Origin of the sequence: Methylovirgula ligni (assembly GCF_004135935.1) — a bacterium.
GTDB classification, from domain to species: domain Bacteria; phylum Pseudomonadota; class Alphaproteobacteria; order Rhizobiales; family Beijerinckiaceae; genus Methylovirgula; species Methylovirgula ligni.
In genome coordinates this window covers 2,616,036-2,636,854 of sequence record NZ_CP025086.1, presented here as the reverse complement: position 1 = coordinate 2,636,854, position 20,819 = coordinate 2,616,036, and the positions used below count along the sequence as shown (strand labels likewise).

At 62.2% G+C, this 20,819-nt stretch carries 23 protein-coding genes; 9 read left to right on the top strand and 14 right to left on the bottom strand.

The genetic code is table 11. The features are described from left to right. Nucleotides 1-31: 31 nt before the first annotated feature. Nucleotides 32-856 carry an alpha/beta fold hydrolase gene (locus tag CWB41_RS12675; protein ID WP_115837651.1) on the bottom strand — a complete coding sequence of 275 codons (825 nt, stop codon included), beginning with the start codon at nucleotides 854-856 and terminating at the stop codon, nucleotides 32-34. Nucleotides 857-1,047: 191 nt separating this feature from the next. Between CWB41_RS12675 and CWB41_RS12670 the strand changes: the two genes are divergently transcribed. Continuing rightward, nucleotides 1,048-1,905 (top strand): fumarylacetoacetate hydrolase family protein, encoded by an 858-nt coding sequence (locus CWB41_RS12670; RefSeq protein ID WP_115837564.1) that lies wholly within the window; start codon nucleotides 1,048-1,050, stop codon nucleotides 1,903-1,905. Nucleotides 1,906-1,933: 28 nt separating this feature from the next. Here CWB41_RS12670 and CWB41_RS12665 read toward each other — a convergent pair whose 3' ends face one another. Beyond that, nucleotides 1,934-2,509, bottom strand: coding sequence for a YbhB/YbcL family Raf kinase inhibitor-like protein (locus CWB41_RS12665; protein WP_115837565.1), 576 nt, complete (start codon nucleotides 2,507-2,509; stop codon nucleotides 1,934-1,936). Beyond that, a complete protein-coding gene (locus CWB41_RS12660) occupies nucleotides 2,493-3,611 on the bottom strand; it encodes an AbrB family transcriptional regulator (protein WP_115837566.1) in 1,119 nt (372 codons plus the stop codon). Before CWB41_RS12660 ends, CWB41_RS12665 begins: the two co-directional genes overlap by 17 nt. Nucleotides 3,612-3,738: 127 nt before the next feature. Between CWB41_RS12660 and CWB41_RS12655 the strand changes: the two genes are divergently transcribed. Continuing rightward, nucleotides 3,739-4,062 (top strand): ArsR/SmtB family transcription factor, encoded by a 324-nt coding sequence (locus CWB41_RS12655; RefSeq protein ID WP_115837567.1) that lies wholly within the window; start codon nucleotides 3,739-3,741, stop codon nucleotides 4,060-4,062. Beyond that, nucleotides 4,059-4,457: an SRPBCC family protein gene (locus CWB41_RS12650; RefSeq protein WP_115837568.1), complete on the top strand. Its 399-nt coding sequence runs from the start codon at nucleotides 4,059-4,061 to the stop codon at nucleotides 4,455-4,457. Before CWB41_RS12655 ends, CWB41_RS12650 begins: the two co-directional genes overlap by 4 nt. A gap of 30 nt (nucleotides 4,458-4,487) precedes the next feature. Here the strand turns inward: CWB41_RS12650 and argC are convergent, their stop codons facing one another. The 3 genes from argC to rplM form a co-directional block, all read right to left on the bottom strand. Further along, entirely contained in the window at nucleotides 4,488-5,408 is a 921-nt protein-coding gene (argC, locus tag CWB41_RS12645; protein ID WP_115837569.1) for an N-acetyl-gamma-glutamyl-phosphate reductase, read from the bottom strand. A gap of 87 nt (nucleotides 5,409-5,495) precedes the next feature. After that, nucleotides 5,496-5,975: a 30S ribosomal protein S9 gene (gene rpsI, locus CWB41_RS12640; protein WP_115837570.1), complete on the bottom strand. Its 480-nt coding sequence runs from the start codon at nucleotides 5,973-5,975 to the stop codon at nucleotides 5,496-5,498. A gap of 2 nt (nucleotides 5,976-5,977) precedes the next feature. Then, entirely contained in the window at nucleotides 5,978-6,448 is a 471-nt protein-coding gene (rplM, locus tag CWB41_RS12635; RefSeq protein WP_115837571.1) for a 50S ribosomal protein L13, read from the bottom strand. Between the two features lie 119 nt (nucleotides 6,449-6,567). Between rplM and CWB41_RS12630 the strand changes: the two genes are divergently transcribed. Continuing rightward, a complete protein-coding gene (locus CWB41_RS12630; protein ID WP_115837572.1) occupies nucleotides 6,568-7,011 on the top strand; it encodes a CoA-binding protein in 444 nt (147 codons plus the stop codon). Here the strand turns inward: CWB41_RS12630 and CWB41_RS12625 are convergent. Continuing rightward, nucleotides 7,008-8,087: a COX15/CtaA family protein gene (locus tag CWB41_RS12625; RefSeq protein ID WP_115837573.1), complete on the bottom strand. Its 1,080-nt coding sequence runs from the start codon at nucleotides 8,085-8,087 to the stop codon at nucleotides 7,008-7,010. The genes CWB41_RS12630 and CWB41_RS12625 overlap by 4 nt on opposite strands. 30 nt (nucleotides 8,088-8,117) lie before the next feature. Here CWB41_RS12625 and CWB41_RS12620 point away from each other — a divergent pair, with 30 nt between their 5' ends. Next, the gene (locus tag CWB41_RS12620) at nucleotides 8,118-8,321 is read left to right on the top strand and encodes a DUF2842 domain-containing protein (RefSeq protein WP_115837653.1); all 204 of its coding nucleotides are present in this window, start codon (nucleotides 8,118-8,120) and stop codon (nucleotides 8,319-8,321) included. On the opposite strand, the gene CWB41_RS12615 is transcribed toward CWB41_RS12620, so the two are convergent. Further along, nucleotides 8,318-9,361 (bottom strand): polysaccharide deacetylase family protein, encoded by a 1,044-nt coding sequence (locus CWB41_RS12615; protein WP_181902990.1) that lies wholly within the window; start codon nucleotides 9,359-9,361, stop codon nucleotides 8,318-8,320. The two genes, CWB41_RS12620 and CWB41_RS12615, sit on opposite strands and share 4 nt — an antisense overlap. Before the next feature lie 97 nt (nucleotides 9,362-9,458). On the opposite strand from CWB41_RS12615, the gene CWB41_RS12610 reads away from it, so the two are divergent. The 3 genes from CWB41_RS12610 to CWB41_RS16215 all read left to right on the top strand — a co-directional run bounded on the left by CWB41_RS12610 (nucleotide 9,459) and on the right by CWB41_RS16215 (nucleotide 11,808). Further along, entirely contained in the window at nucleotides 9,459-10,730 is a 1,272-nt protein-coding gene (locus tag CWB41_RS12610; RefSeq protein ID WP_165204327.1) for a GNAT family N-acetyltransferase, read from the top strand. Between the two features lie 152 nt (nucleotides 10,731-10,882). Continuing rightward, the gene (locus CWB41_RS12605) at nucleotides 10,883-11,131 is read left to right on the top strand and encodes a hypothetical protein (RefSeq protein WP_115837576.1); all 249 of its coding nucleotides are present in this window, start codon (nucleotides 10,883-10,885) and stop codon (nucleotides 11,129-11,131) included. 119 nt (nucleotides 11,132-11,250) lie between these two features. Beyond that, nucleotides 11,251-11,808: a hypothetical protein gene (locus tag CWB41_RS16215; RefSeq protein WP_165204325.1), complete on the top strand. Its 558-nt coding sequence runs from the start codon at nucleotides 11,251-11,253 to the stop codon at nucleotides 11,806-11,808. A gap of 62 nt (nucleotides 11,809-11,870) precedes the next feature. Here CWB41_RS16215 and CWB41_RS12595 read toward each other — a convergent pair whose 3' ends face one another. Further along, nucleotides 11,871-12,842: a quinone oxidoreductase family protein gene (locus CWB41_RS12595; RefSeq protein WP_115837577.1), complete on the bottom strand. Its 972-nt coding sequence runs from the start codon at nucleotides 12,840-12,842 to the stop codon at nucleotides 11,871-11,873. A 200-nt stretch (nucleotides 12,843-13,042) separates the two neighbouring features. Here CWB41_RS12595 and CWB41_RS12590 point away from each other — a divergent pair, with 200 nt between their 5' ends. Further along, nucleotides 13,043-13,666 (top strand): transglutaminase-like cysteine peptidase, encoded by a 624-nt coding sequence (locus CWB41_RS12590; RefSeq protein WP_115837578.1) that lies wholly within the window; start codon nucleotides 13,043-13,045, stop codon nucleotides 13,664-13,666. Nucleotides 13,667-13,699: 33 nt separating this feature from the next. Here CWB41_RS12590 and fabZ read toward each other — a convergent pair whose 3' ends face one another. The 5 genes from fabZ to dxr form a co-directional block, all read right to left on the bottom strand. Then, on the bottom strand, nucleotides 13,700-14,176 hold the full coding sequence (gene fabZ, locus CWB41_RS12585; protein WP_115837579.1) for a 3-hydroxyacyl-ACP dehydratase FabZ: 477 nt from the start codon (nucleotides 14,174-14,176) through the stop codon (nucleotides 13,700-13,702). Then, on the bottom strand, nucleotides 14,169-15,242 hold the full coding sequence (gene lpxD, locus CWB41_RS12580) for a UDP-3-O-(3-hydroxymyristoyl)glucosamine N-acyltransferase (protein ID WP_115837580.1): 1,074 nt from the start codon (nucleotides 15,240-15,242) through the stop codon (nucleotides 14,169-14,171). The genes fabZ and lpxD overlap by 8 nt, the downstream gene beginning before the upstream one ends. Nucleotides 15,243-15,455: 213 nt before the next feature. After that, the gene (bamA, locus tag CWB41_RS12575; protein ID WP_115837581.1) at nucleotides 15,456-17,918 is read right to left on the bottom strand and encodes an outer membrane protein assembly factor BamA; all 2,463 of its coding nucleotides are present in this window, start codon (nucleotides 17,916-17,918) and stop codon (nucleotides 15,456-15,458) included. A gap of 436 nt (nucleotides 17,919-18,354) precedes the next feature. Then, on the bottom strand, nucleotides 18,355-19,482 hold the full coding sequence (gene rseP, locus CWB41_RS12570) for an RIP metalloprotease RseP (RefSeq protein WP_115837582.1): 1,128 nt from the start codon (nucleotides 19,480-19,482) through the stop codon (nucleotides 18,355-18,357). Nucleotides 19,483-19,567: 85 nt separating this feature from the next. Next, nucleotides 19,568-20,815, bottom strand: coding sequence for a 1-deoxy-D-xylulose-5-phosphate reductoisomerase (gene dxr / locus CWB41_RS12565; RefSeq protein WP_115837584.1), 1,248 nt, complete (start codon nucleotides 20,813-20,815; stop codon nucleotides 19,568-19,570). Nucleotides 20,816-20,819: the final 4 nt, after the last annotated feature.

The window sequence follows — 20,819 nt, the reverse complement described above, 5'->3', positions numbered from 1 at the left end:
CGCACTTCCAGGCTTTCTCGCGGACGTGTTGCTACGCCTTCAGGAAGGCCAGCAGATCGGCGTTGATCGTCGCCGCTTCCGTGGTCGGCATTCCGTGCGGAAAATCCTTGTAGGTCTTCAACGTCCCGTTTTTCAGTAATTTCGCGGACAGCGGACCGGCGTCGGCATAGGGGACGATCTGGTCGTCTTCACTGTGCATCACCAGAACTGGCACCGTGATCTTCTTGAGGTCTTCGGTGAAATCGGTCTGCGAGAAGGCGACGATGCCGTCGTAATGCGCCTTGGCTCCGCCCATCATGCCCTGGCGCCACCAGTTCGCGATGACGGCCTCCGAAGATTTGGCGCCGGGCCGGTTATAGCCGTAGAACGGCCCTTCCGGGAGATCGCGGTAGAATTTCGAACGGTTCGCCGCGAGCTGCGCCTGCAATCCGTCGAAGACCTCTTTCGGAAGACCGCCGGGATTGGCCGCCGTCTTCACCATCAGCGGCGGCACTGCGCTGATCAGCGCGGCTTTCGCGACCCGGCTCTCGCCATGACGCGCGAGATAGCGCGTCACCTCCCCGCCGCCCGTGGAATGGCCGACGTGAATCGCGTTTTCCAGATCGAGATAATGGGTCAGCGCCGCGAGATCGTCGGCATAATGGTCCATATCGTGGCCGTCGCCGGTTTGCGTCGAACGGCCGTGGCCGCGACGATCATGCGCGATGACCCGGTAACCGTGGTCGAGAAAAAACAGCAATTGCGCATCCCAATCATCGGACGACAGCGGCCAGCCATGACTGAACACGATCGGCTGGCCTTTTCCCCAATCCTTGTAGAAAATTCCGACGCCGTCCCTGGTCGTTATGGTGCCCATGTGACGTACTCCAGCTTTGCCGTACAAATTTGGCCTCTGACGGTGACTATCGCCGCGGTTCTTGTCGAATGAAAGAACGGCCGGCAGACCGCCGAAGCCGATGAATCCGCGATTGACGCGACGCGAGCGCTCGACGGCCACGCAACATCGGTCTATGGGAGATTTGACATTCATCGATCGGGGGTAAGGACATGAAACTCGTACGTTACGGACAGCCGGGCAAGGAAAAGCCGGGGCTCATCGATGCCGAGGGCAAGATCCGTGACGTCAGCGCCATCGTCCCCGATTTCGCCGGCGAATATCTCGGCGACAAGTTTCTGCAAAAGCTCGCCCGGACGCGCCTCTCGCGCCTGCCGCTTGTGCGCGGCCGCCCCCGCCTCGGCGCACCGATCGCCCAGCCGGTGAATTACATCGGCATCGGGCTCAACTATGCCGACCACGCCGCCGAAGCCGGCGCGGCGATTCCAAGCGAGCCGATCGTCTTCTTCAAGGCGGCGAATTCGATCAGCGGCCCGCACGATCCGATCATCCAGCCGAAGGGTAGCGAAAAGCTCGACTGGGAGGTTGAGCTGGCGATCATCATCGGCGCGCGCGCGCATTACATCAGTGAGCGCGTCGCGCTCGATCATGTGGCGGGCTATGCGCTCGCCAATGACGTTTCGGAGCGCGGCTTCCAGATCGATCGCGGCGGCGGCCAATGGGGCAAGGGCAAGGGCGCACCGACCTTCGGCCCTCTCGGCCCCTGGCTGGCGACGCGCGACGAAATTCCCAATCCGCAGCGCATCGGCCTCTGGCTCGACGTCAACGGCGAGCGCCGCCAGACGGGCAATACGAAGACGATGATCTTCAACGTGCGCAAGATCGTCTCTTACCTTTCGCATTTCCTTGTGCTGGAGCCCGGCGATGTCATCGTCACCGGCACGCCCCCCGGGGTCGGCATGGGCATGAAGCCGCAGGTCTGGCTGAAGCCCGGCGATGTCGTCACCCTCGGTGGTGAGGGCCTCGGCGAGCAGCGCGCCGAAATCATCGCCTGGCGGCGGGGGCTCTAGCTGTCATCGCGCGTCGCGCCGTGAGGATTCAAGCCCGCTCATAGGTCCCGATCAGAACGCCGCGCGCCAGAATCGTTTCAGCGATTCCGGCAAGCACCAGATCGAGCTTCGGCTGCGGCGGCAGCACCAGCTTTCGCGACAGCGCGAAAATCTGGAACACATACCGATGCCGGCCGTGGCCAAGCACCGGCCGCGGCCCGGAATAGCCAATGCGCCCGAAGCTGCCGCGCGCGAACGCCAGCGGCGGCCCCGCATTCGGTGCCAGCGCGCCCTCCGCGAGTCCTGCCCAGCCGATCGGAATACCGGTCACCGCGACATGCGTCACCGGCCGCGGCAGCGGCGCATCGGGATCCTGCACGATGAGTGCGAGTTCGCGCGTCGTGGCGGGCAGATCGCCCCAGCCGAGCGGCGGCGAGATATTGTCGCCGACCCCCGGCCCGGCATAGCGCTTGGGAATCGCACCACCGTTGACGAAAGCCGAACTCGTCAGGCTGAGGCTGGGCGGCGCGACAGCGAAGCGCGGATCGTTGAAGGCGAGATATTTTTCGTCGGCGCGCACTCCGCGCAGCAAGGTTCCGAGCGCGTGCTCAACCTTTGGATTCATGGCCCGCCTCCGTGAATCTGCTCAGCCCGGCAACAAACCGCGCCAGGCGCGGCCCGATCAGCAGAACGATAACGAAGCGCGCCATCTGAAGTGCCATCACAAACGGGACATCGACTTTGGTCGATGCAGCGATAATCGCGACCGAATCCGCTCCGCCCGGGCTTGTCGCGAGGTAAGCGGTCAACATGTCGACATGCGCCAGCTTCGCCAGCACGACGCCGAACAGGGCGCAGGTCGCGATGAGCGCTGAAATGGCAAGGATGAGACGCGGCAGCGCCCGCATCGCATAGACGAGGATCGGCCGGGTGAAGCGCAGGCCGATGCTCCAGCCGACCAAAGCATAGCTCGCGGCAAGCAGCCAGGGCGGCAGCTCGATCGTCATCACGCCAAAGTCGCTCAGCGTTGCGCCGATCACGAGCGGCACCAGCAGCGAACCGGCGGGAATACGCAGCTTCGGCGCGATCAACGCGCCGCCGAAGGCCAGCAGCAGGGTTTCGGCGAAGGGCAGCGGCGCGACTGGCGCAAGCCAATCGACTGGCGGCGGCGCGTGGGCGCCCGGAGCCCATATTGCCGCGATGATCGATGCCGTCGTCGCGACGAGAACGACGCGCAGATATTGCATGATCGCAACAAGACGGATGTCGGCGCCATAGGCCTCGGCCATCAGCGCCATCACCGTCGCCGCGCCGGGGAACGATCCCCAGAGCGCGGTCGAGCCCGGCAGAACGCGCCAGCGCGCCAGCAGCCAGCCGAGAAAGGTCGCGGCAAAAAGGACCGACGCGACCGCGACGATGAACAGCGGCCAGTCGGCGCGGATCTCGGCGAAGATCGACGGCTTCAGCGCGCGGGCGACAAGGCAGCCGACAAGACCCTGCGCGAGAATGAAGGCGAGGTTCGGCACGCGGATGCGAGCATCCTGCGCGGCGACGAAAATCGCCCCGACCATCGACCCGAGCAGCAGCGCTGCGGGCAGATGGAAATGCGACAAAGCCGCGACGATGACGGCCGTCGCGCTCGCAAGCACGACCCATTGAACTGGCAGCGGCCAGGTGCTGAGGGCGACGCCGCGGGCGAGGTCAGGTTCAACGCGTTTTTCCATCATGCGCCGAGCCTAGCATCTATGAAGGTAAACTGTAAAGTTTATCTTCATAGATGGATATCTTTCGTCTTGACGAACACATAGCTCAACAGTTATGGATTATTCATAACTATCAGGTTATCGATTTAAAGTGTCAAACGCGCACGACCTGCTCTTCAGAACGCTCGCGGATCCCACACGTCGGGCTCTCTTCGAACGGCTTTGCCGCGAAGGGGAACAAACCGTAGCGGCGCTGACGGCGCAGTCAGGAGTCTCTCAGCCAGCCGTTTCAAAGCATTTGGGCATTCTGAAGCAAGCCGGCTTCGTAAGCGACCGCCATGTCGGACGCCAGACACATTATAGCGCGCAACTCGGCGCTTTAGCCCCACTGATCGATTGGACAAACCAAATGGCCGGCTTCTGGGAGAGCCGGTTCGACGATCTTGAGAACCTGCTGAAAAGGATGGACCAATGAACGAAACACTCGCCGTTGTCGTCGAACGGGAAATGCCTTTTCCGCCGGAAAAAATCTGGCGCGCCCTCACGCAGCCGCGCTTGATCGAAGAATGGCTTATGAAAAACGATTTCAAGCCTGCCGTGGACCATCGTTTCGTCCTGCGCGGCGATTGGGGCTCGGTCGATTGCAAGGTATTGGAAATCGAGCCGAACAAAACGTTGTCTTATACGTGGGCGGCGATGGGGCTTGAGAGTGTCGTGACATGGACTCTCTCACCGACAAACACCGGCACGAATCTGCGCATGGAACAAATTGGCTTCCGGCCCGATCAGCAGCAAGCTTATCAAGGCGCAAAATTCGGATGGCAGAAGTTTTTTGCGAACCTGGAGCAAATCCTGGCGCGGCCAGATTAAAGCCGCCGATCCATGATCGAAACGTCCCGCCTAATCGACCAGGCCGAGCATCAGCCGCAGGTTCTGCACCGCGGCGCCGGAGGCGCCTTTGCCGAGATTGTCGAGTTTGGCCACAAGCACAGCCTGACGCTGATCCGGACTGGCGAAGACGCGCAATTCGAGATCGTTGCTGTCGTTGAGCGATTCCGGCTCGATCCGGGTTTCGTTATCCGGCCGCAGCACGCGGATATAGGCGGTCTCGGCATAATGCGCGGCGAGTGCCGCGTGCAGCGCCGCCGCCTGCGGCTTTTCCGGCAGGTCGTCGAGGAAGAGCGGGATCGAAACAAGCATGCCTTGCGCGAAATTGCCGACGCTCGGCACGAAGATCGGCCGCCGCGTCAGCCCGCCGTAGGCCACGATCTCGGGAATGTGCTTGTGTTCGAGATCGAGCGCATAAAGCTCGAAATTCGGCCCGTGCCCCGACTCGAAATCCACGATCATCGTCTTGCCGCCGCCGGAATAGCCGGAGACGGCATTGATCGTGATCGGGAAATCCGGGGGAATCAGCCGCGCGTCGACGAGCGGGCGCAGCAGCGCCACGGCGCCGGTCGCATAGCAGCCGGGGTTGGCGACGCGCGGCGCCGTCCTGATCTCGTCTTCCTGCCCGGCCGCAAGCTCCGGAAAGCCATAGACCCAGCCGGGCGCAACGCGATGCGCGGTCGAGGCATCGAGAACCCGCGGCGCGGCGTCACCGAGGCTGGCGATCAGCGCGACGCTCTCCTCCGCCGCCGCGTTCGGCAGGCAGAGAATGGCGAGATCGACGCTGCGCAGGATTTCGGCCTTGGCGGCCGGGTTCTTGCGCTCGGCCGGCGGCAATTCGGCAAGAGTGATCTGCGGAATCGCTTCGAGACGGGCCTGGATACCCAGCCCCGTCGTTCCCGATTGTCCGTCGATGAAGACGCGTGCCGTCATGCTGGCAGCCTCGAAAGATATCCCACAACATCGTCATGCGGCTGCCAGATGAAACGCCGATGGCAACCGCATGAAGCCGTAAGATAATCAGCGCTTCGAGAACTGGAAGCTGCGGCGGGCTTTCTTCTTGCCGTATTTCTTGCGCTCGACGACGCGGGAGTCGCGCGTCAGGAAGCCATCGTGCTTGAGCACCGGCCGCAGATCCGGCTCGTAATGACTCAACGCCTTGGCAAGGCCGTGGCGCACCGCGCCCGCCTGGCCGGAGAGACCACCGCCGGCGACGGTGACCGTGATGTCATACTGGCCCGTGCGCTTGGCGACGCCGAGCGGCTGCTGCAGAATCATCCGCAGCACCGGCCGGGCGAAATAGACTTCGAGCGCACGATCATTGACCGTCACCTTGCCGGAGCCGGGCTTGATCCAGACGCGGGCGACCGCGTCCTTCCGCTTGCCGGTGGCATAGGCGCGGCCGAGCTTGTCGAGCTTCTGCACATAGACGGGAGCCGCCGGCTGCGCCTCAACATTCGCCGCCTTCAAATCCTGCAGCGAGGATAGAGATTCCGCCATATTCAGGCGCTCCTTGCATTCTTGCGATTGAGGCTGGCGACGTCGAGCGTCACCGGGGTCTGCGCCACATGCGGATGGTCCGCACCCTTGTAGACGCGCAGATTACCGAGCTGCTTGCGGCCGAGCGGCCCGCGCGGCAGCATGCGCTCCACGGCCTTTTCGATGATCCGCTCCGGGAAGCGGCCCTCGAGAATGAACCGTGCCGTGCGCTCTTTGATGCCGCCCTGATAGCCGGAATAATGATAATAGACCTTGTCGTCGTACTTGCGGCCGGTGAGAACCACCTGATCCGCGTTGATGACGATGATGTTATCGCCGTCGTCGATATGCGGCGTGAAGGTCGCCTTGTGCTTGCCGCGCAGACGCAGCGCGATGAGCGAGGCGAGCCGGCCGACGACGAGGCCCTTGGCGTCGATCAATATCCAGTTTTTCTGGACATCGGCCGTCTTGGTCGAATGTGTCTTGCCGTACATAGGAAACTCGTGGAAATGGGCTTGCGCCGAAGGCCGTGCTTCTACGCGGCCATGTGCGGTTCGTCAACCGCATATCCGGAAAATACGCGGAAAAACAGTCAGGTTTGCGGTATGGTATTATGATACCTCAAAATATCTCCCCCTCGAACGACAAGCTGCGGGAAATCCTGCAAAGTGTGCGCACGATCGCCCTTGTCGGCCTTTCCGCCAATCCCCTGCGCCCCTCCAACGGCGTCTTCGGCTTCCTGCTGCGGCACGGCTATCGCGCGGTCGGCGTTAATCCGGGTCTCGCGGGGCAGATGATCCATGGCGCGCCGATCTATGGACGCCTCGCCGATGTGCCCTTCCCCATCGACATGGTCGACATCTTCCGCAATTCGGAGGCGGCGGCCGATGTCGTCGATAAAGCGCTGTCGCTTTCGCCGCTGCCGAAAGTCATCTGGATGCAGCTCGACGTCATCAATGAAGCCGCGGCGGCGAAAGCCCGCGCCCGTGGCCTCGATGTGGTGATGGACCATTGCCCGGCGATCGAGATCGGACGGCTTGCGATTCCGCAGGTTTAAGGCCGCGCCAGCGCATTCTGCTTGCCCGCCTCCAGCCCCTGCAGATAGCGCACGCTCGCAAGCAGCACGAGCATGGCGAACGCCTGATGCACGAGCCCGGCCCAGAGCGGCACGGCGAGCACCAGCGTGACGATGCCGAGCACGGCTTGCAGAGTCACAAGCCCGGCGAAATGCAGCGAACGGCGCGCCGCGCGGCTTCCGGGCACCGCACGCCACGTCGCGATCGCCTGAGCGATGGCGAGCGCGAGCAGCGTATAGGCGACCATCCGGTGCTGGAACTGGACCGTGGCGATATTGTCGACGAAATTGCGCCACCAGGGCTGAAGCAGTAGCAACACATCCGGCACGAAATGCCCGTCCATCAGCGGCCAGGTGTTATAGGCGCGGCCGGCGCGCAGGCCCGCTACGAGCGCACCGAGAAAAATCTGCAGCAGCGTCGCGAGCACGATCACCCCGGCGAAGAGCCGCTGCCAGCGCTCCGAGCGCACCGCATTGCCCGGCGAGAGCGAGGAGGCGATCCAGACCGTTACGGCAAAGGTGATCGAGGCGAGGAGCAGATGGATCGCAAGCCGTTCCTGGGCGACCTCGATCCGATTGACGAGGCCGGAGGACACCATCCACCAGCCCACAAAGCCCTGTAGTCCGCCCAGCGCCAGAAGGCCGACGAGCTTGAACTTCAAGTCCTGCGTGAGCGCGCCGCGCGCCCAGAAGAAGACCAGCGGCAGCGCGACCACGAGGCCAATAACGCGGCCAAGCAGCCGATGGCTCCATTCCCAGAAGAAAATGAACTTGAAGCCGTTTAAATCCAAGTCTGAGAAAATAGCCTTATATTGCGGAATTTGCTTGAACTTATCGAATTCCGCGGCCCAGGATTCCTGGCTCAGCGGCGGAATGACGCCGGAGATGGGATGCCATTCGGTAATCGACAGGCCGGATTCGGTCAGCCGCGTCGCACCGCCGACGACGACCATGGCGAAGATCAGCGCCGCGACGATCCAAAGCCAGATTTGAATGGCGCGGCGATAAGACGGGACAGCTTTCGCTGCGGCGGGATTTATGGAAGTGAGTACGCTCATCGGACTTCGAACTCGCTCGCGGAGGTGTCCTTGCGCAAGAGCCAGCGCAAATTTCTTGGCAGCGTCGTAATGCTGGCCTTCGTGCTTGTCTATGCGCTAATTGCCATGGTCATCGCGCAGGCGCCGGCCATCCAGCACGCGCCGGGCTTCGCGCAATTCATTGCCTATGCCGTGCTCGGCCTTGCCTGGGTACTGCCGCTGATGCCGCTCATCAAATGGATGGAGCGCGATTAGGCGACCAGACGGCCCTTGTTCCACAACGCGAACGGCGCGCCGGAAAGAAGGATTTCGACAAAATCGAGCGATTGCCAATTGCCGTTGATCGAGAGCCGCGGCAACGCCGTGCGGCGCGTATCATGTGCGGGAAAGATCATGCCCGGCCGTGTCGTGACTGCACTCTTGAAGCCGAGTTCGCGCGCCGCCTGAAACTCGCGCTCTCCCGCTGCGACGGGATTTCCAACCGGGTAAGCGAGATGCGGTGCCGGCCTGCCGATATGCGCCTCGATGATCGCGCGGCTTGCGGCGAGTTCCTCGCGCATCGCGCACTCGTCCAGCTTGCCGAGCCGCGGATGCGTCAGCGTATGAACGCCGATAGTGCAAAGCGGATTTCTCGCCATCGCCTCGATCCCCGCCCAATCGAGGCAAAGCTCGCGCGGAATTGATTGCGGATCGACGCCCGCCTCGCGCGCAAGACCCGCGATCACGGCGAGCAAATCCGACTCCGAGCCCGCATTCAGAATTTGATAGAGGGTCGCGAAAGCGGCGCTCTTCTCCGCCGCGCTCGACGCCGGCAGATTGAGATCGCGTCCCGCTATCGAAACCTTGACGCGCGGCAAGCGCGCAATCGCCTCTTCAAGCTCAACCCACCACAGGCGCGCGGTGCGTTCGGCAAAGCCGGTCGTGACATACATGGTAAACGGCGCGGCGTGCTTCTCGAGGATCGGCAATGCAAAGTCGCGCGTATCCTTATAGCCATCGTCGAATGTCAGCACGGCGAAGGGTTGCTCGGCACGGTTTGCGATCATGGTTAACGCACGGTCGAGATCGACGACGGCAAAGCCCAACTCCTTGAGCCGCGTGAGAACCGCATCGAGAAAATCGGGTGTGATTTCCAACAGCCGGTTGGGCGCGAAATCACGCGCAACCCACGGCCGCACCTGATGAAACATCAGGATCGCGCCTGATCCGCGCGTGAAGGCGGCGGCGAGCTGATGCAATCGCGTCCGGCGAAAGAAACCAAACCCGGAAGAAATTATGCGATTTCTTTTTGCCATCACATGCGGCCTCGGATAAGTTTTGCTATCATTACAAGATGTCGTTGACCTTTCGTTGCTAGGTGTTGGTAACAGCTTAACGTTCGGGGCAGCGTATTTGTCTAGCGTAATCGAGTATATTCCATCCTCGCGTCTTGCGCGCCTTTCGGCGGCGGAGGAAGCGCCGGGTCGGGCCTTTGCCAAGGTCGAAGTCCATCGCGCTTCTGCCGCGATCGAGTCCGACTGGGCAGAGCTGGAGGCGCTTGCGCCAGTTTCCGTCTACCAGACTCGCGCATTCTTGCTGCCCTGGATCGAAACGCTCGGCGTGGTCCGCAAGATCACACCGTTCTTCATCGCCGCCAGGGACCGGCAGGACCGGACGGTCGCCCTGCTCTGTCTCGGCCTTCAACGCTATCGCGGGTTTCGTGTCGCATCCTTTCTCGGCGGCAAGGAAACGAATTTCAATTTCGGCCTGTTTCGTCCCGGCACTCATTTTTCTGTCGCGGATGTGCGCGCGCTGCTCAACGACGCCGCGGCGGCGCTGGGACCTGAGGCGCCGGATATTTTCGTTCTCAAGAACCAGCCCTTTGAATGGGCCGGAATTCTCAATCCGCTCGCACTGCTGCCGCATCGCGCGAGCCCGAGTTTTGCCTATGCCACCAAGCTGGCAGCCGATGGCGATGCCTTCCTCGCCACGAAGCTCTCCAAGGATACGCGCAAGAAATTGCGCAAGAAAGAGAGCCGCCTCGCCGAGATGGATCAGCTCGCTCTGATCTCAGGCGAGGAGCCTCGGTTCGCACGCAAAATTCTCGATGCCTTCTTCGCCGAAAAGATTCGGCGCTGCGCCGAAAAGTCCATTGCCACGGATTTTGCCGCCGCCACGATGCGCGCCTTTTTTGACCGCTTGAGCCGCGAGCGCGCGGCCTCCGGCAAGCCCTGGCTCGAACTCTACGGCTTGAGCCTCGGCGATCGCATCATCGCGACCTACGTTGGCGCGACGCACCACGGCCGTTTCAGCGCCATGGTCAATTCGTTCGATAGCGACCCTTCAATCGCCAAGTCCAGCCCCGGCGATCTTCTGCTCATGAAGCTCGTCGCCGCGCAATGCGCCAAGGGCCGAGCGAGTTTCGATCTCGGCATCGGCGAAGCACGCTACAAGGAGACCTATTGCGACACGGCTGTGCCGCTCTTCGACATCGTGCTGCCGCTCAATGCCAAGGGACGGATTCTTGCGGTGAAGCAGGCGCTGGGCTGGCGGATCAAAACGACGCTCAAGAAACATCCGCGCGCCTTCGCCATGCTGCGCCGGATCAGGCATTTCGTCGAGCATAAGGAAAGCAACGCCTTCGTGCCGCCGGCGCCAAAAGTCAGCCCGGTTGCCTCGCGCTAGATCGCGAGCGTTATCGCGCGATCGACTGCGCAGACCAAGGCTCAATCGGGTGCGGCACGGCACACGCCGCAAGCTGCGCCAATTGACCGGCAAAGCCGGCGGCGCATAACTTTTCCTGTCCGAATCGAAAGTCTTTCCGTGGTGAGGAAAAAATGACGAAAATTCTTCCCTTCGCTCTGATGCTGTCACTCATCGCCGGAACGGCTTCGGCGCAAACGGCGAGCTGTCATTCGCGTTCCGCCGAGAAGAATCTGCATGGCGCCGCGGAAACGAGCTTCCTGAAAAAATGCGACAGGGACGCGCACGCGAGCTGCGATAGCGCCGCTGCCGACAAGAAGCTGCATGGAGCCGCGAAAACGAGTTTCACCAAGAAATGCGTCCGTGACGCGATCGGCACTTAAGGTCAGCACCGCCGCTCTACGTTCAGCGCCAGTTCATCGGCACGACTTACTTTCCGCACACAAGTATTCGGCTATTGCTGCCGGCGCGAGCAACTCGCGCCCATCTTAAGGAGGAATTGATGTTGAAGTCCGTGTGGCGCCCGGCCGTCTCGGTTGCCGGTCTCGCCGTTATTGCCGGTTTTGCCTTCGGCGGTGCGGCACAAGCCGAATCGATCCAGAAGCAGTGCAGCGTAAAATACCAATCCGCGAAGGCAGCGAATTCGCTCAACGGCGAAACCTGGAACCAGTTCTACAAGCAATGCTCGGCCGAACTGAAGGGCGGCGGCGCAGCGACCTCGGCTCCGGCGACGACCTCCGCGCCCCCGCCGGCCGCGTCAACCTCTGCCCCGCCCCCGGCCGCGACCACCGAGACTTCATCGAAGAAGAAGCATTGGTGGCAGCATCAGAATGAGACCGCCACGCCTGGCGCCCCGCCGCCTGTTGCGAGCGGAAATGTGGTGTTCCCTAACGCGATCTCATCCCAATATTCGAGCCTCTCCGCCGGGCGGGCGCGGTTCAAGACCTGCGACGACCAGTATCGCGCCAACAAGGCGACCGGCGGCAACGGCGGCCTCAAATGGATCCAGAAGGGCGGCGGCTATTACAGCGAGTGCAACAAGCACCTGAAGGGCATGTAATACCCCGCGATATCATCGTCAGGACATAAACAGATGGCCGGGGCTTTCCCCGGCCATTTTGCTTAGGGGATCAGCACAGTCGCGCCGGTCGTCGCGCGCGATTCAAGCGCCTCATGCACGGCGACAATGTCGGCGAGCGGGCGCGTGACATAGGGAATTTTCACCTTTCCGTCCGCGACCACACGGATGAGATCGCGCGCCATCTTGTGCAGATCCTCATCCTTGGCGGCGTAAGTGTTGAGCGTCGGCCGCGTGATATAGAGCGAGCCTTTCTGCGCCAGGATGCCGAGATTGAAGTTTTCGATCTGCCCGGACGCGGCACCGAAACTGGCCAGCAGGCCGAGGGGGCGCAGACAGTCGAGCGAGGCCGGAAACGTGTCCTTGCCGATGCCGTCGTAGACGACATCGCAGAGCTTGCCCTTGGTGATCTTCTTGACCGCCTCGGCGAAATTTTCCTCGCGATAAAGGATCACGTGTCTGGCACCCGCCTTCTTGGCGAGCTTGGCCTTCTCCGGTGAGCCGGCCGTGCCGATCACATCGGCGCCGAGCGCCTTGCCCCATTGGCAGAGTATGAGGCCGACACCGCCCGCCGCCGCATGGACGAGGATCGTGTCCCCCTTCTTCACCCTATGGGTGCGGCGCAGGAGATATTGCGCGGTGAGACCCTTGAGCACCATCGCCGCGCCGGTTTCGTAGGAGATCGCCTTCGGCAATTTGATCAGCCGGCTCGCCTTGACCGCACACGCCTCGGCATAGCCGCCAAGATGGCTGAGATAGGCGACGCGATCACCGACCTTGACCTCTTTCACCCCCTTGCCGATCTCGATCACCTCGCCCGCCCCTTCGTTGCCGGGAATGAACGGCAAATGCGGCGGCGCATAAGCGCCGGAGCGGAAATAGGTGTCGATAAAATTGAGCCCGATCGCGTGATTGCGTACCAGCGCCTCGCCGGGTCCCGGCTTCGGCATTTCGACCTCTTCGATATGCATGACGCCCGGTCCGCCGACCTCATGCACGACGACTGCCTTAATCATTTCTTCCCTTCCGCTGACGAACGCACCGACTCGGCGGGCGTTTTCGCTCTTCGTTTACCACGGTGGCTGCGCGCCCGAAAAAACCGGCCGATCGATAAAATTCTAGCTTTTCGATTGCGGCCCCGGCAAAGGGCCCCCCGGCACATTGCCCCCATGACGAGCGCGGGAACCGTCCCGCTCTGGGCTTGGGGTAAGCAGCCATGGGTTTCAATGGCATCTTTCGGGTTCTCTGGATCGCCTTGGGCATTGTGGGCTTTTCGCTCGCTTACGCGCAGAGCGGCGGCACCAAGGAGCTGCGGGCGAGCGATGCGGTTCTGACCGGGCCGACTTCCGTCCCCTATGGCTGGGTAGATTTCTGCGGCCGCGAACCGCAGGAATGCAGCCAGCCGGTCCTGCCCGCCACCGAGATCACGCTTACGCCAGCCGTATGGCGTCTGTTAAACACTGTTAACCACCAGGCCAACCGCACCATCCAGCCGATCTCCAATTTCGACCATTGGGGCACGCTGCTCGACCATTGGGATTATCCCAAGGACGGCAAGGGCGATTGCAAGATCTACGCTTTATGGAAGCGCAAGCTGCTCATGGACGCCGGCCTGCCGCGTCAGGCGCTGCTGATGACCATCGTTCGCGATCTTGATGGCGAGGGCCATACCATCCTGACCGTCAAAACCAGCCGCGGCGAGTTCGTGCTCGACAATCTGCGCAACGACATCCGCTCCTGGGACGAAACCGGCTATCACTTCCTCAAGCGTCAGTCGCAAGAAAACCCGAATATCTGGGTTGGCATCGCGCAGAACGCGCGGGTGTCGAGCTTGAACTAATTCGCTGGCGAGCGCGCGCCGCGCCTGCTGCGCCTACTTGCCCGGCTCTTCGAGAACCAGCATGGCGGAGATTTCCGCCTCGCAGACGAGATTGCCGTCAACCAGCGCCCGGCCGCTGTACCACCAGATCGTGCGGCGCTGGTTAAGCTTCTTCATATGATATTCGATGCGATCGCCCGGCAGAACCGGCTTGCGGAACTTCGCCTTTTCGATCGTCATGAAATAGACGAGCGGCGGCTTGATCCCGCCCGCAACTGCATTGATGCAGAGCGCCCCCGCCGTCTGCGCCATGCCCTCGATCATCAACACGCCGGGCATGACCGGCCGCTCGGGAAAATGGCCTTGAAACTGCGGCTCGTTCACGCTGACATTCTTGATGCCGATGCAGGACTCATCGCCATTGGCTTCGATGATCCGATCGACGAGCAGAAACGGATAGCGATGCGGCAGCGATTTCAGCAGCCGCTCGATGTCATAGGCTTCAAGAACGCTCGCCACCTTCTCATCCATCGGCTGGCTTTATCCCGGATTTGTTGTGCATGGGCCGGCCTGCGGCGCGCGCGAGCCAGGCTTCGCCGCGCAGCCACGCCCGGAAGGCCCGCGCCGGCGTGCCGCCGACCCGCGCCTTCGCCGGCAAATCATCGATGACGCCCGATTGCGCAGCGATCTGCGCGCCATTGCCGATCTCGAGATGGCCGGCAAAACCCGCCTGCCCGCCCACCCCAACGAAATCGCCCAGTTCCGTCGCGCCGGAAATGCCAGTCTGGGCAACGATCAGACAATGCCGGCCGATATGCACATTATGGCCGATCTGGACCAGATTATCGATCTTGGTGCCTTCGCCGATGACGGTGTCGCGCGTCGAACCGCGATCGATCGTCGTATTGGCGCCGATCTCCACATCGTCCTGGATGATGACCCGGCCGATCTGCGGGATTTTGACATGGCCGCCCGGCCCGCCGATATAGCCGAAACCGTCCTGGCCGATCCTGACGCCGGTATGGATGATGACCCTGTTGCCGATGAGCGCATTGGCGACCGAGGCGCCGGGGCCGATGGCGCAGCCGCGCCCGATCCGCACATTGGGGCCGATGACCGCATTGGCGCCGACCATCGTGCCGGAGCCGATCTCGGCATGGGGACCGATGACGGCGCCGGGATCGACGATGACATCCGGTTCGAGCCGCGCCTCGGGATGGATATCGGCGCCGGGGCTTTCGCCCTTCGAATCGAACACCGCGCCGGGCGTCAGCGCATCGGGATAAAGCTGCGCCAGAACGCGGGCGAAGTCACGCGCCGGGGTCGGCGTCACCAAGGCCAAAGTCGCCGGCGGCACGCGGGCGGCATAGCGGGGCGTGACGAAACACGCCATCGCCTGGGTGACGGCGAGATCGTCGAGATATTTGACGTTGTCGAAAAAGGCGAGCGAATGCGGCCCGGCTTCGTCCAGAGTCGCGACATTCTCGACGAAAAGATCGCCGAGGTCGGCGGCGCGGGTCGGGGCGGCGCCGGTCCAGTCGACCACCTCGGCAAGGCTGGGGCGAATCGCGGGGCGGAAGAAGGTCGGATCGTTCATGCGGCTCGCATGTCAGGATAGCAGCCCCGCGTGGCGGGAGCGGACGGCGGGCACACTAGCGCGCTTTCCAGCCGGATGGAATCCATCCGGCCGATCAGAAATCGCGCCAATTCGTGATGTCTGAAGCGTATTCCGATTGGAAAAGCCATGCGGCTTTTCCACAACACGCCCCAGCGGCCTTTCCGGCCGCGTTCCCGCAACGTCACGCGGCGATCAGAAAGTCGTGCCGCCGGTGAAGTTGAAGATCTGCGTCTGATCCCACTGGTTCTTCTTGACCGCCTTGGCAAAGTCGAAGCGAATCGGACCCATCGGCGAGGCCCAGATGAGCGAGACGCCGACCGAACCTCTGATGGAAGACGTATCGCCGCCGACCGTGATCTTATCGCCCTGATAAGAGCAGCCCGGTCCGCATCCACCAACAACCGCCGGGTTGGAGGCAAATTGCGGGAAATAGGTCGGCCCTTGGTAACCCCAGAGCGCGCCCCAATCGGTGAACACGGCGCCGCGCAGGCCGACCTCCTTGGGCAGGCCCCAGATCGGGAAGTCCGCCTCCGCCGAGGCGCCCCAATATTTGGTGCCGCCGAGCGGATTGCCTTGCGGGTCGACAGACACGTCGCGCGGGCCGAGACCGTCAGGCTGGAAGCCGCGTATCAGCTCCGGCCCCATGTTGAAATTGTCGACGATCCTTTCATCGCCCGAGCCGTAATGATTCAGGATACCGCCCTGGAAATGCAGCAGCCCGACGATATCCCATTGATCATAGATCGAGTGATAATAGCGCAGATCCGCGGTCGAACGGACGTATCGCTCGTTGCCGCCGGCGCCGGCGAAATCCTCACGCCATTCGGCATGGATGCCGTCGGTCGGCATGCGATTGTTGTCGAGCGAATTATACGACAGAGTGAAGCCCGGCATCGAGGTAAGCGTCGTGCCCTGCGCCTGCTTCAGCGCCAGCGAGGCCTCGCCGTTGGTCAAGCAGTTGTAGGTGTTCGTCGCCTGGACGCCGGAGCTTCCGTTCCAGGTCGGGGTGATCCCGTAGATCGGGTTCGTACAATCGTTGTACGGATACCAGGAATTGTTCGGGATGGAGATATAGGACGAATAGATCGAGTAACGCGGCGCGAAGGTGATCTCGTCCGTCACCGGAATACCGCCGCGTAATGTGCCACCGACCATGAAGTCGTTATAGAAGGCATATTGCGACACCGTGCTGTTCTTGGCGAACAGATCGAAGCCCGCGGCGATACGATGGCCGAGGAAATAGGGTTCGGTGAAGGAGAAGGTCGCGCCTTCCGCATATTGGCCGAGCTGGACCGACAGGCGCACGAACTGGCCGCGGCCCATGAAATTGGTTTCCTGCACCGAAACTTCGCCGATGACACCTTCGGCCGTCGAATAGCCGCCGGAGACCGAGAACGAGCCGGTCGGCTGGTCCTCGACCGTGACGACGACGACCACGCGGTCGGGCGCCGAGCCCGGCTCGTTGGTGATCGTCACCTTCTTGAAGTAGCCGAGATTGTTCAGCCGGCGTTCGGCACGATCGACGATCGCCTTGTTATAGGCGTCGCCCTCGCCGATATCGAACTCGCGGCGGATGACATAGTCACGGGTGCGCGTGTTGCCGCGAATGTCGATTCGCTCGACGTAGACGCGCGGGCCTTCGTCGATGACGAAAGCGATGCGGACGGTGCGCGTCACTGGATCGCGATCGCCGCGCGGATGCACCTGGGAAAAGGCATAACCACGCCGCATGACCTGCGTCGTCAGGGCGTCCGTCGTCTTCTGCACCTGATCGCCGTTGTAAATCTCGCCGGCCGAGATGCGCAGATACGTGCGCAGCGCATCGCCGTTGATCGCCGCGATGTGCGATTCGATATCGACCGCCGCGACGTGATATTGCGGGCCTTCCTCGACGGTGATCGTGACGACGTAACCCTTCAACGACGGGTCGTAACGCGCATCGGAGCCGACGATGTGGAAATCGGCATAGCCGTTCTTGAGATAGAAGCGCCGGATCGCGTCGAGATCGGACGCAATCTTGTCCGGATCGTAGACGTCGGAGGACTTGAAGAACGACAGCCAGTCCATCTCGGTCGTCTGCATCAAGTCGCGCAGTTTGCCCGACGAATAGACGTGATTCCCGACGAAAACGATGTCCTTCACGCCGGTTTTCGGACCTTCGTCGATCTTGAAGACGACATCGACGCGGCCATTCGGCAGATTGACGATTCGATAGGTGACGCTCGCGGCCGCCTCGCCCGCGCGGCGATAGAGGTCCTTGATGCGCTCGACGTCGGCATCCACGATCGTCTTGTTGAAGGGACCGTGGTCCTTCGACTGGATCGAGCCCTCAAGCTGATCGCTCTTGACCTTGCTGTTGCCTTCGAAGGCAACGCGATTGATCAGGTTGTTTTCGACGACCCGGACGACGACGCCACCGCGGGAGTGCGATATCTCAATGTCCGAGAAAAGGCCGGTGGCATAGAGCGCCTTGACGCCCGTGTTGACCGAGGCGGGATCGGTTCCCGAGAAGTAGGAAGCGATCGTCTCGCTGTCGACGCGATGGTTGCCTTCGACGATCACGTTGGCAGCCAAAGCAGGAACCGACGCCAGGAATGGCATCACGATAAGCACGGCGAGAAACCACCGGAACAATTGACCCCGAATAAATTGCATCTACGCCCGGTCCCCGCTTATCGATCCAACTTTGCCACCCGGCCGGACCCTTTCGGCGCCCAACCTTGCCGCACCCCACCAAGTCAGTTCTTTCGGACGACCTCCCGGCGTTCGCCAGAGGTTGCCAGTTCAAGTCTCGGCGCGATACGCCGCTCAGCTTGTTTTAGCGGCTTTTTCGCCGCCTACCTGCCAACCCCAGGTTCTGCTTCTACAAGGTTTGCCATACCCTGCAAATTGCCGTTTGCCCCCTCCGCGTCGTTTTCGGAACTGCGTGGCGAGTAAGACACGCTTAATCCCTGAGCTTCGCGTTAAGGCCGATGGTTAACCGCGCTTTTCGGGCGCGGCGCGGCCTACGGACCCTTCAGCCCGGCAAGAATCCTGATGAAAGCCCCCTGCTCGCGCGCCACCGTGCGCGGCGCGCCCTCACGGCCTAGAATCACTTCGTCAGCCGCAAAATATCGTTGTACGTCGCCAAGATCATTAGTCCCAGCACGAAGGTCAGGCCGATCCTGAAGCCAACCTGCTGGATTCTATCGTTCAATGCTTTTCCTCGCACCGCCTCGATCGCGTAATAAAACAGGTGTCCGCCATCGAGGAGCGGAATCGGTAGCAGGTTAAGGATTCCAATTGAAATTGACAAAACCGCGGCAAGATTGAGGAGAGCTGCGAATCCGACCTTGGCCATTTCCCCGGAAACCTCGGCGATCCGAATCGGCCCCGACAATTGATCAGTCGATTCGCGGCCAAGAAACAGCCCGCGCACATAGGTCGCCGTCTGATCGATAACGTACCAGGTCTCGCCCGTGGCGAGCTGGAAGGATTTGACGAGACCGTAGCGCTGAATGTGCCAGTTGGCTTCCACCGCCTTGGCCTCGACGCCGAGGACGCCGACATCCGCCAAACCCGTCGCCGTCGTCTGGCTGCGCCGGCGCGGCGTCGCCACCAAAGTGACGTCCTTGCCCAGCCGGGCGACGACGAAAGTCAGCGGGACATCGCTCGAAACCTGAACGATGCGCTGAACGTCCTCGAAGCTGTCGACCTTGCGCCCATCGATCGAGAGAATCACGTCGTTGGGCTTGAAGCCGGCCGCCTCGGCGGCGCCGTTATGGGAAATCTTGTCGACCTGCGGAATAAGGACGCCACGACCGTGGATCGCGAAAATTCCGGTAAAGATCACAATCGCCAGGACGAAATTGGCCAGCGGCCCGGCAACCACGATAGCGGCGCGCTTCCACACGCTTTGGCCGAAGAATGTCACCTTTCTCTCGGCCTCGGGCATGCTCGCGGCAGCCTCCTCGTCGGTCATCGAGGCGCCATTGGCATCGCCGTGAAATTTCACATAGCCGCCAAGCGGAAGAAGCCCGAGCCGCCAGCGCGTGCCCCAGCGATCCACAAAGCCCGTGATCTCCGGCCCGAAACCGAGCGAGAAGGCATCAACCTTAACGCCGCAGAGCCGGCCGATGAGGAAGTGACCCAACTCATGAAAGAAGACGACGATACCGAGAACGAAGAGAAAAGGCAGGATGTTGCCAGCAACGGCGGCGAGATGAGCCGAAATCGACATTTCATTCCTCTGCGCGCCGGAGGCTGGCCAGACCGTCGACCCGCCGGCGCAACCTGGGCGGGTATCTGATGGCTAACCGAGTTGGTTAGCAAGTCGTTAACTTGCCGAAACCTTCGCCCCTCGCCAAGAGGGTCCTGGCACTTTCTCTTGCAATATGGTCAACGGCCAGGGCTTCCTCAATGGAGGCGGGCTCGGCCGCGGTGCCGTCGCGCAGCGCCGCCTCGCAGCAGGCTTCGACCAAACGGGCGATATCATGGAAGGAAATACGCCGGTTAAGGAAGGCCTCGACCGCTACCTCATTGGCCGCGTTGAGCACGGTCGGCAGCCCCTGGCCCGTGCGCAAGGCATCAAGCGCTACGCGCAGCGCCGGAAAGCGGTCGAAATCCGGCCGCTCGAAGGTCAATTGCCCCACGGCGGCAAGGTCCAGCCGGCGCGCCCGCGTCGTCAGCCGCTCGGGATAGGACAGGCAGTGGGCGATCGGTACGCGCATGTCGGGCGCGGCGAGACCAGCAGTCACCGAGCCGTCGCGGAAGGCGACAAGGCCGTGGACGACCGACTGGGCATGGACCAGAACGTCCAAACGCTCGGCCTCGATACCAAAAATATGATGCGCCTCAATAACTTCCAGACCTTTGTTCATAAGGCCGGCAGAGTCGATCGTTACTTTCGAGCCCATTGCCCAATTGGGGTGTTTCAGGGCCTGTTCCGGCGTCGCCTTGGCGATGGCCTCGGCCGTCCAGGAACGGAAGGGGCCGCCGGACGCCGTCAGGGTCATCATCTCGATCGTATCGGAATCGGCGTCGCCGAGCGCCTGGAAGATCGCATTGTGCTCGCTGTCGACCGGCAGGAGCCGTGTTCCCATTGCCTTGGCCTGATGGATGAAGACGGCACCGGCACAGACGAGACATTCCTTGTTGGCGAGCGCGACGGTGCGCCCGGCCGACAGCGCCGCATAGGTTGGCTCGACTCCGGCCGTTCCGGCGATGGCGCCGACGACAATATCGGCGGGTTGCAATGCCGCCTCGATGACTGCCTCGCGCCCCGCGGCGGCTTTGATGCCCGTGCCCTGGAGGGCCTCTTTCAGCGCATCATAGCCGGAAGGATCGGCGAGCGCGGCAAAGCGCGCGCCAAGCTCACGCGCAACCTTGGCGAGCGCTATCGGATCGCGGCCGCCGGCGACCGCGACGACGTCGAACGCCCCGTTGGAATTCAGGATGACGTCGGCGGTCGACGTGCCGATCGAGCCCGTCGCGCCGAGAATGACGACACTGCGCCGCGCGCCCGGCTTGCGCCGCGGCACGGTTTTATCTTGTACATCAAATCCCAGGGTCATGCGT

Bases quoted from the DNA above. Each gene is read 5' to 3' on its own strand.
- CWB41_RS12675 (WP_115837651.1), bottom strand. From the start codon at position 856: ATGGGCACCATAACGACCAGGGACGGCGTCGGAATTTTCTACAAGGAT.
- CWB41_RS12670 (WP_115837564.1), top strand. From the start codon at position 1,048: ATGAAACTCGTACGTTACGGACAGCCGGGCAAGGAAAAGCCGGGGCTC.
- CWB41_RS12665 (WP_115837565.1), bottom strand. From the start codon at position 2,509: ATGAATCCAAAGGTTGAGCACGCGCTCGGAACCTTGCTGCGCGGAGTG.
- CWB41_RS12660 (WP_115837566.1), bottom strand. From the start codon at position 3,611: ATGATGGAAAAACGCGTTGAACCTGACCTCGCCCGCGGCGTCGCCCTC.
- CWB41_RS12650 (WP_115837568.1), top strand. From the start codon at position 4,059: ATGAACGAAACACTCGCCGTTGTCGTCGAACGGGAAATGCCTTTTCCG.
- argC (WP_115837569.1), bottom strand. From the start codon at position 5,408: ATGACGGCACGCGTCTTCATCGACGGACAATCGGGAACGACGGGGCTG.
- rpsI (WP_115837570.1), bottom strand. From the start codon at position 5,975: ATGGCGGAATCTCTATCCTCGCTGCAGGATTTGAAGGCGGCGAATGTT.
- rplM (WP_115837571.1), bottom strand. From the start codon at position 6,448: ATGTACGGCAAGACACATTCGACCAAGACGGCCGATGTCCAGAAAAAC.
- CWB41_RS12630 (WP_115837572.1), top strand. From the start codon at position 6,568: ATGATACCTCAAAATATCTCCCCCTCGAACGACAAGCTGCGGGAAATC.
- CWB41_RS12625 (WP_115837573.1), bottom strand. From the start codon at position 8,087: ATGAGCGTACTCACTTCCATAAATCCCGCCGCAGCGAAAGCTGTCCCG.
- CWB41_RS12615 (WP_181902990.1), bottom strand. From the start codon at position 9,361: ATGGCAAAAAGAAATCGCATAATTTCTTCCGGGTTTGGTTTCTTTCGC.
- CWB41_RS12605 (WP_115837576.1), top strand. From the start codon at position 10,883: ATGACGAAAATTCTTCCCTTCGCTCTGATGCTGTCACTCATCGCCGGA.
- CWB41_RS16215 (WP_165204325.1), top strand. From the start codon at position 11,251: ATGTTGAAGTCCGTGTGGCGCCCGGCCGTCTCGGTTGCCGGTCTCGCC.
- CWB41_RS12595 (WP_115837577.1), bottom strand. From the start codon at position 12,842: ATGATTAAGGCAGTCGTCGTGCATGAGGTCGGCGGACCGGGCGTCATG.
- CWB41_RS12590 (WP_115837578.1), top strand. From the start codon at position 13,043: ATGGGTTTCAATGGCATCTTTCGGGTTCTCTGGATCGCCTTGGGCATT.
- fabZ (WP_115837579.1), bottom strand. From the start codon at position 14,176: ATGGATGAGAAGGTGGCGAGCGTTCTTGAAGCCTATGACATCGAGCGG.
- lpxD (WP_115837580.1), bottom strand. From the start codon at position 15,242: ATGAACGATCCGACCTTCTTCCGCCCCGCGATTCGCCCCAGCCTTGCC.
- bamA (WP_115837581.1), bottom strand. From the start codon at position 17,918: ATGCAATTTATTCGGGGTCAATTGTTCCGGTGGTTTCTCGCCGTGCTT.
- rseP (WP_115837582.1), bottom strand. From the start codon at position 19,482: ATGTCGATTTCGGCTCATCTCGCCGCCGTTGCTGGCAACATCCTGCCT.
- dxr (WP_115837584.1), bottom strand. From the start codon at position 20,815: ATGACCCTGGGATTTGATGTACAAGATAAAACCGTGCCGCGGCGCAAG.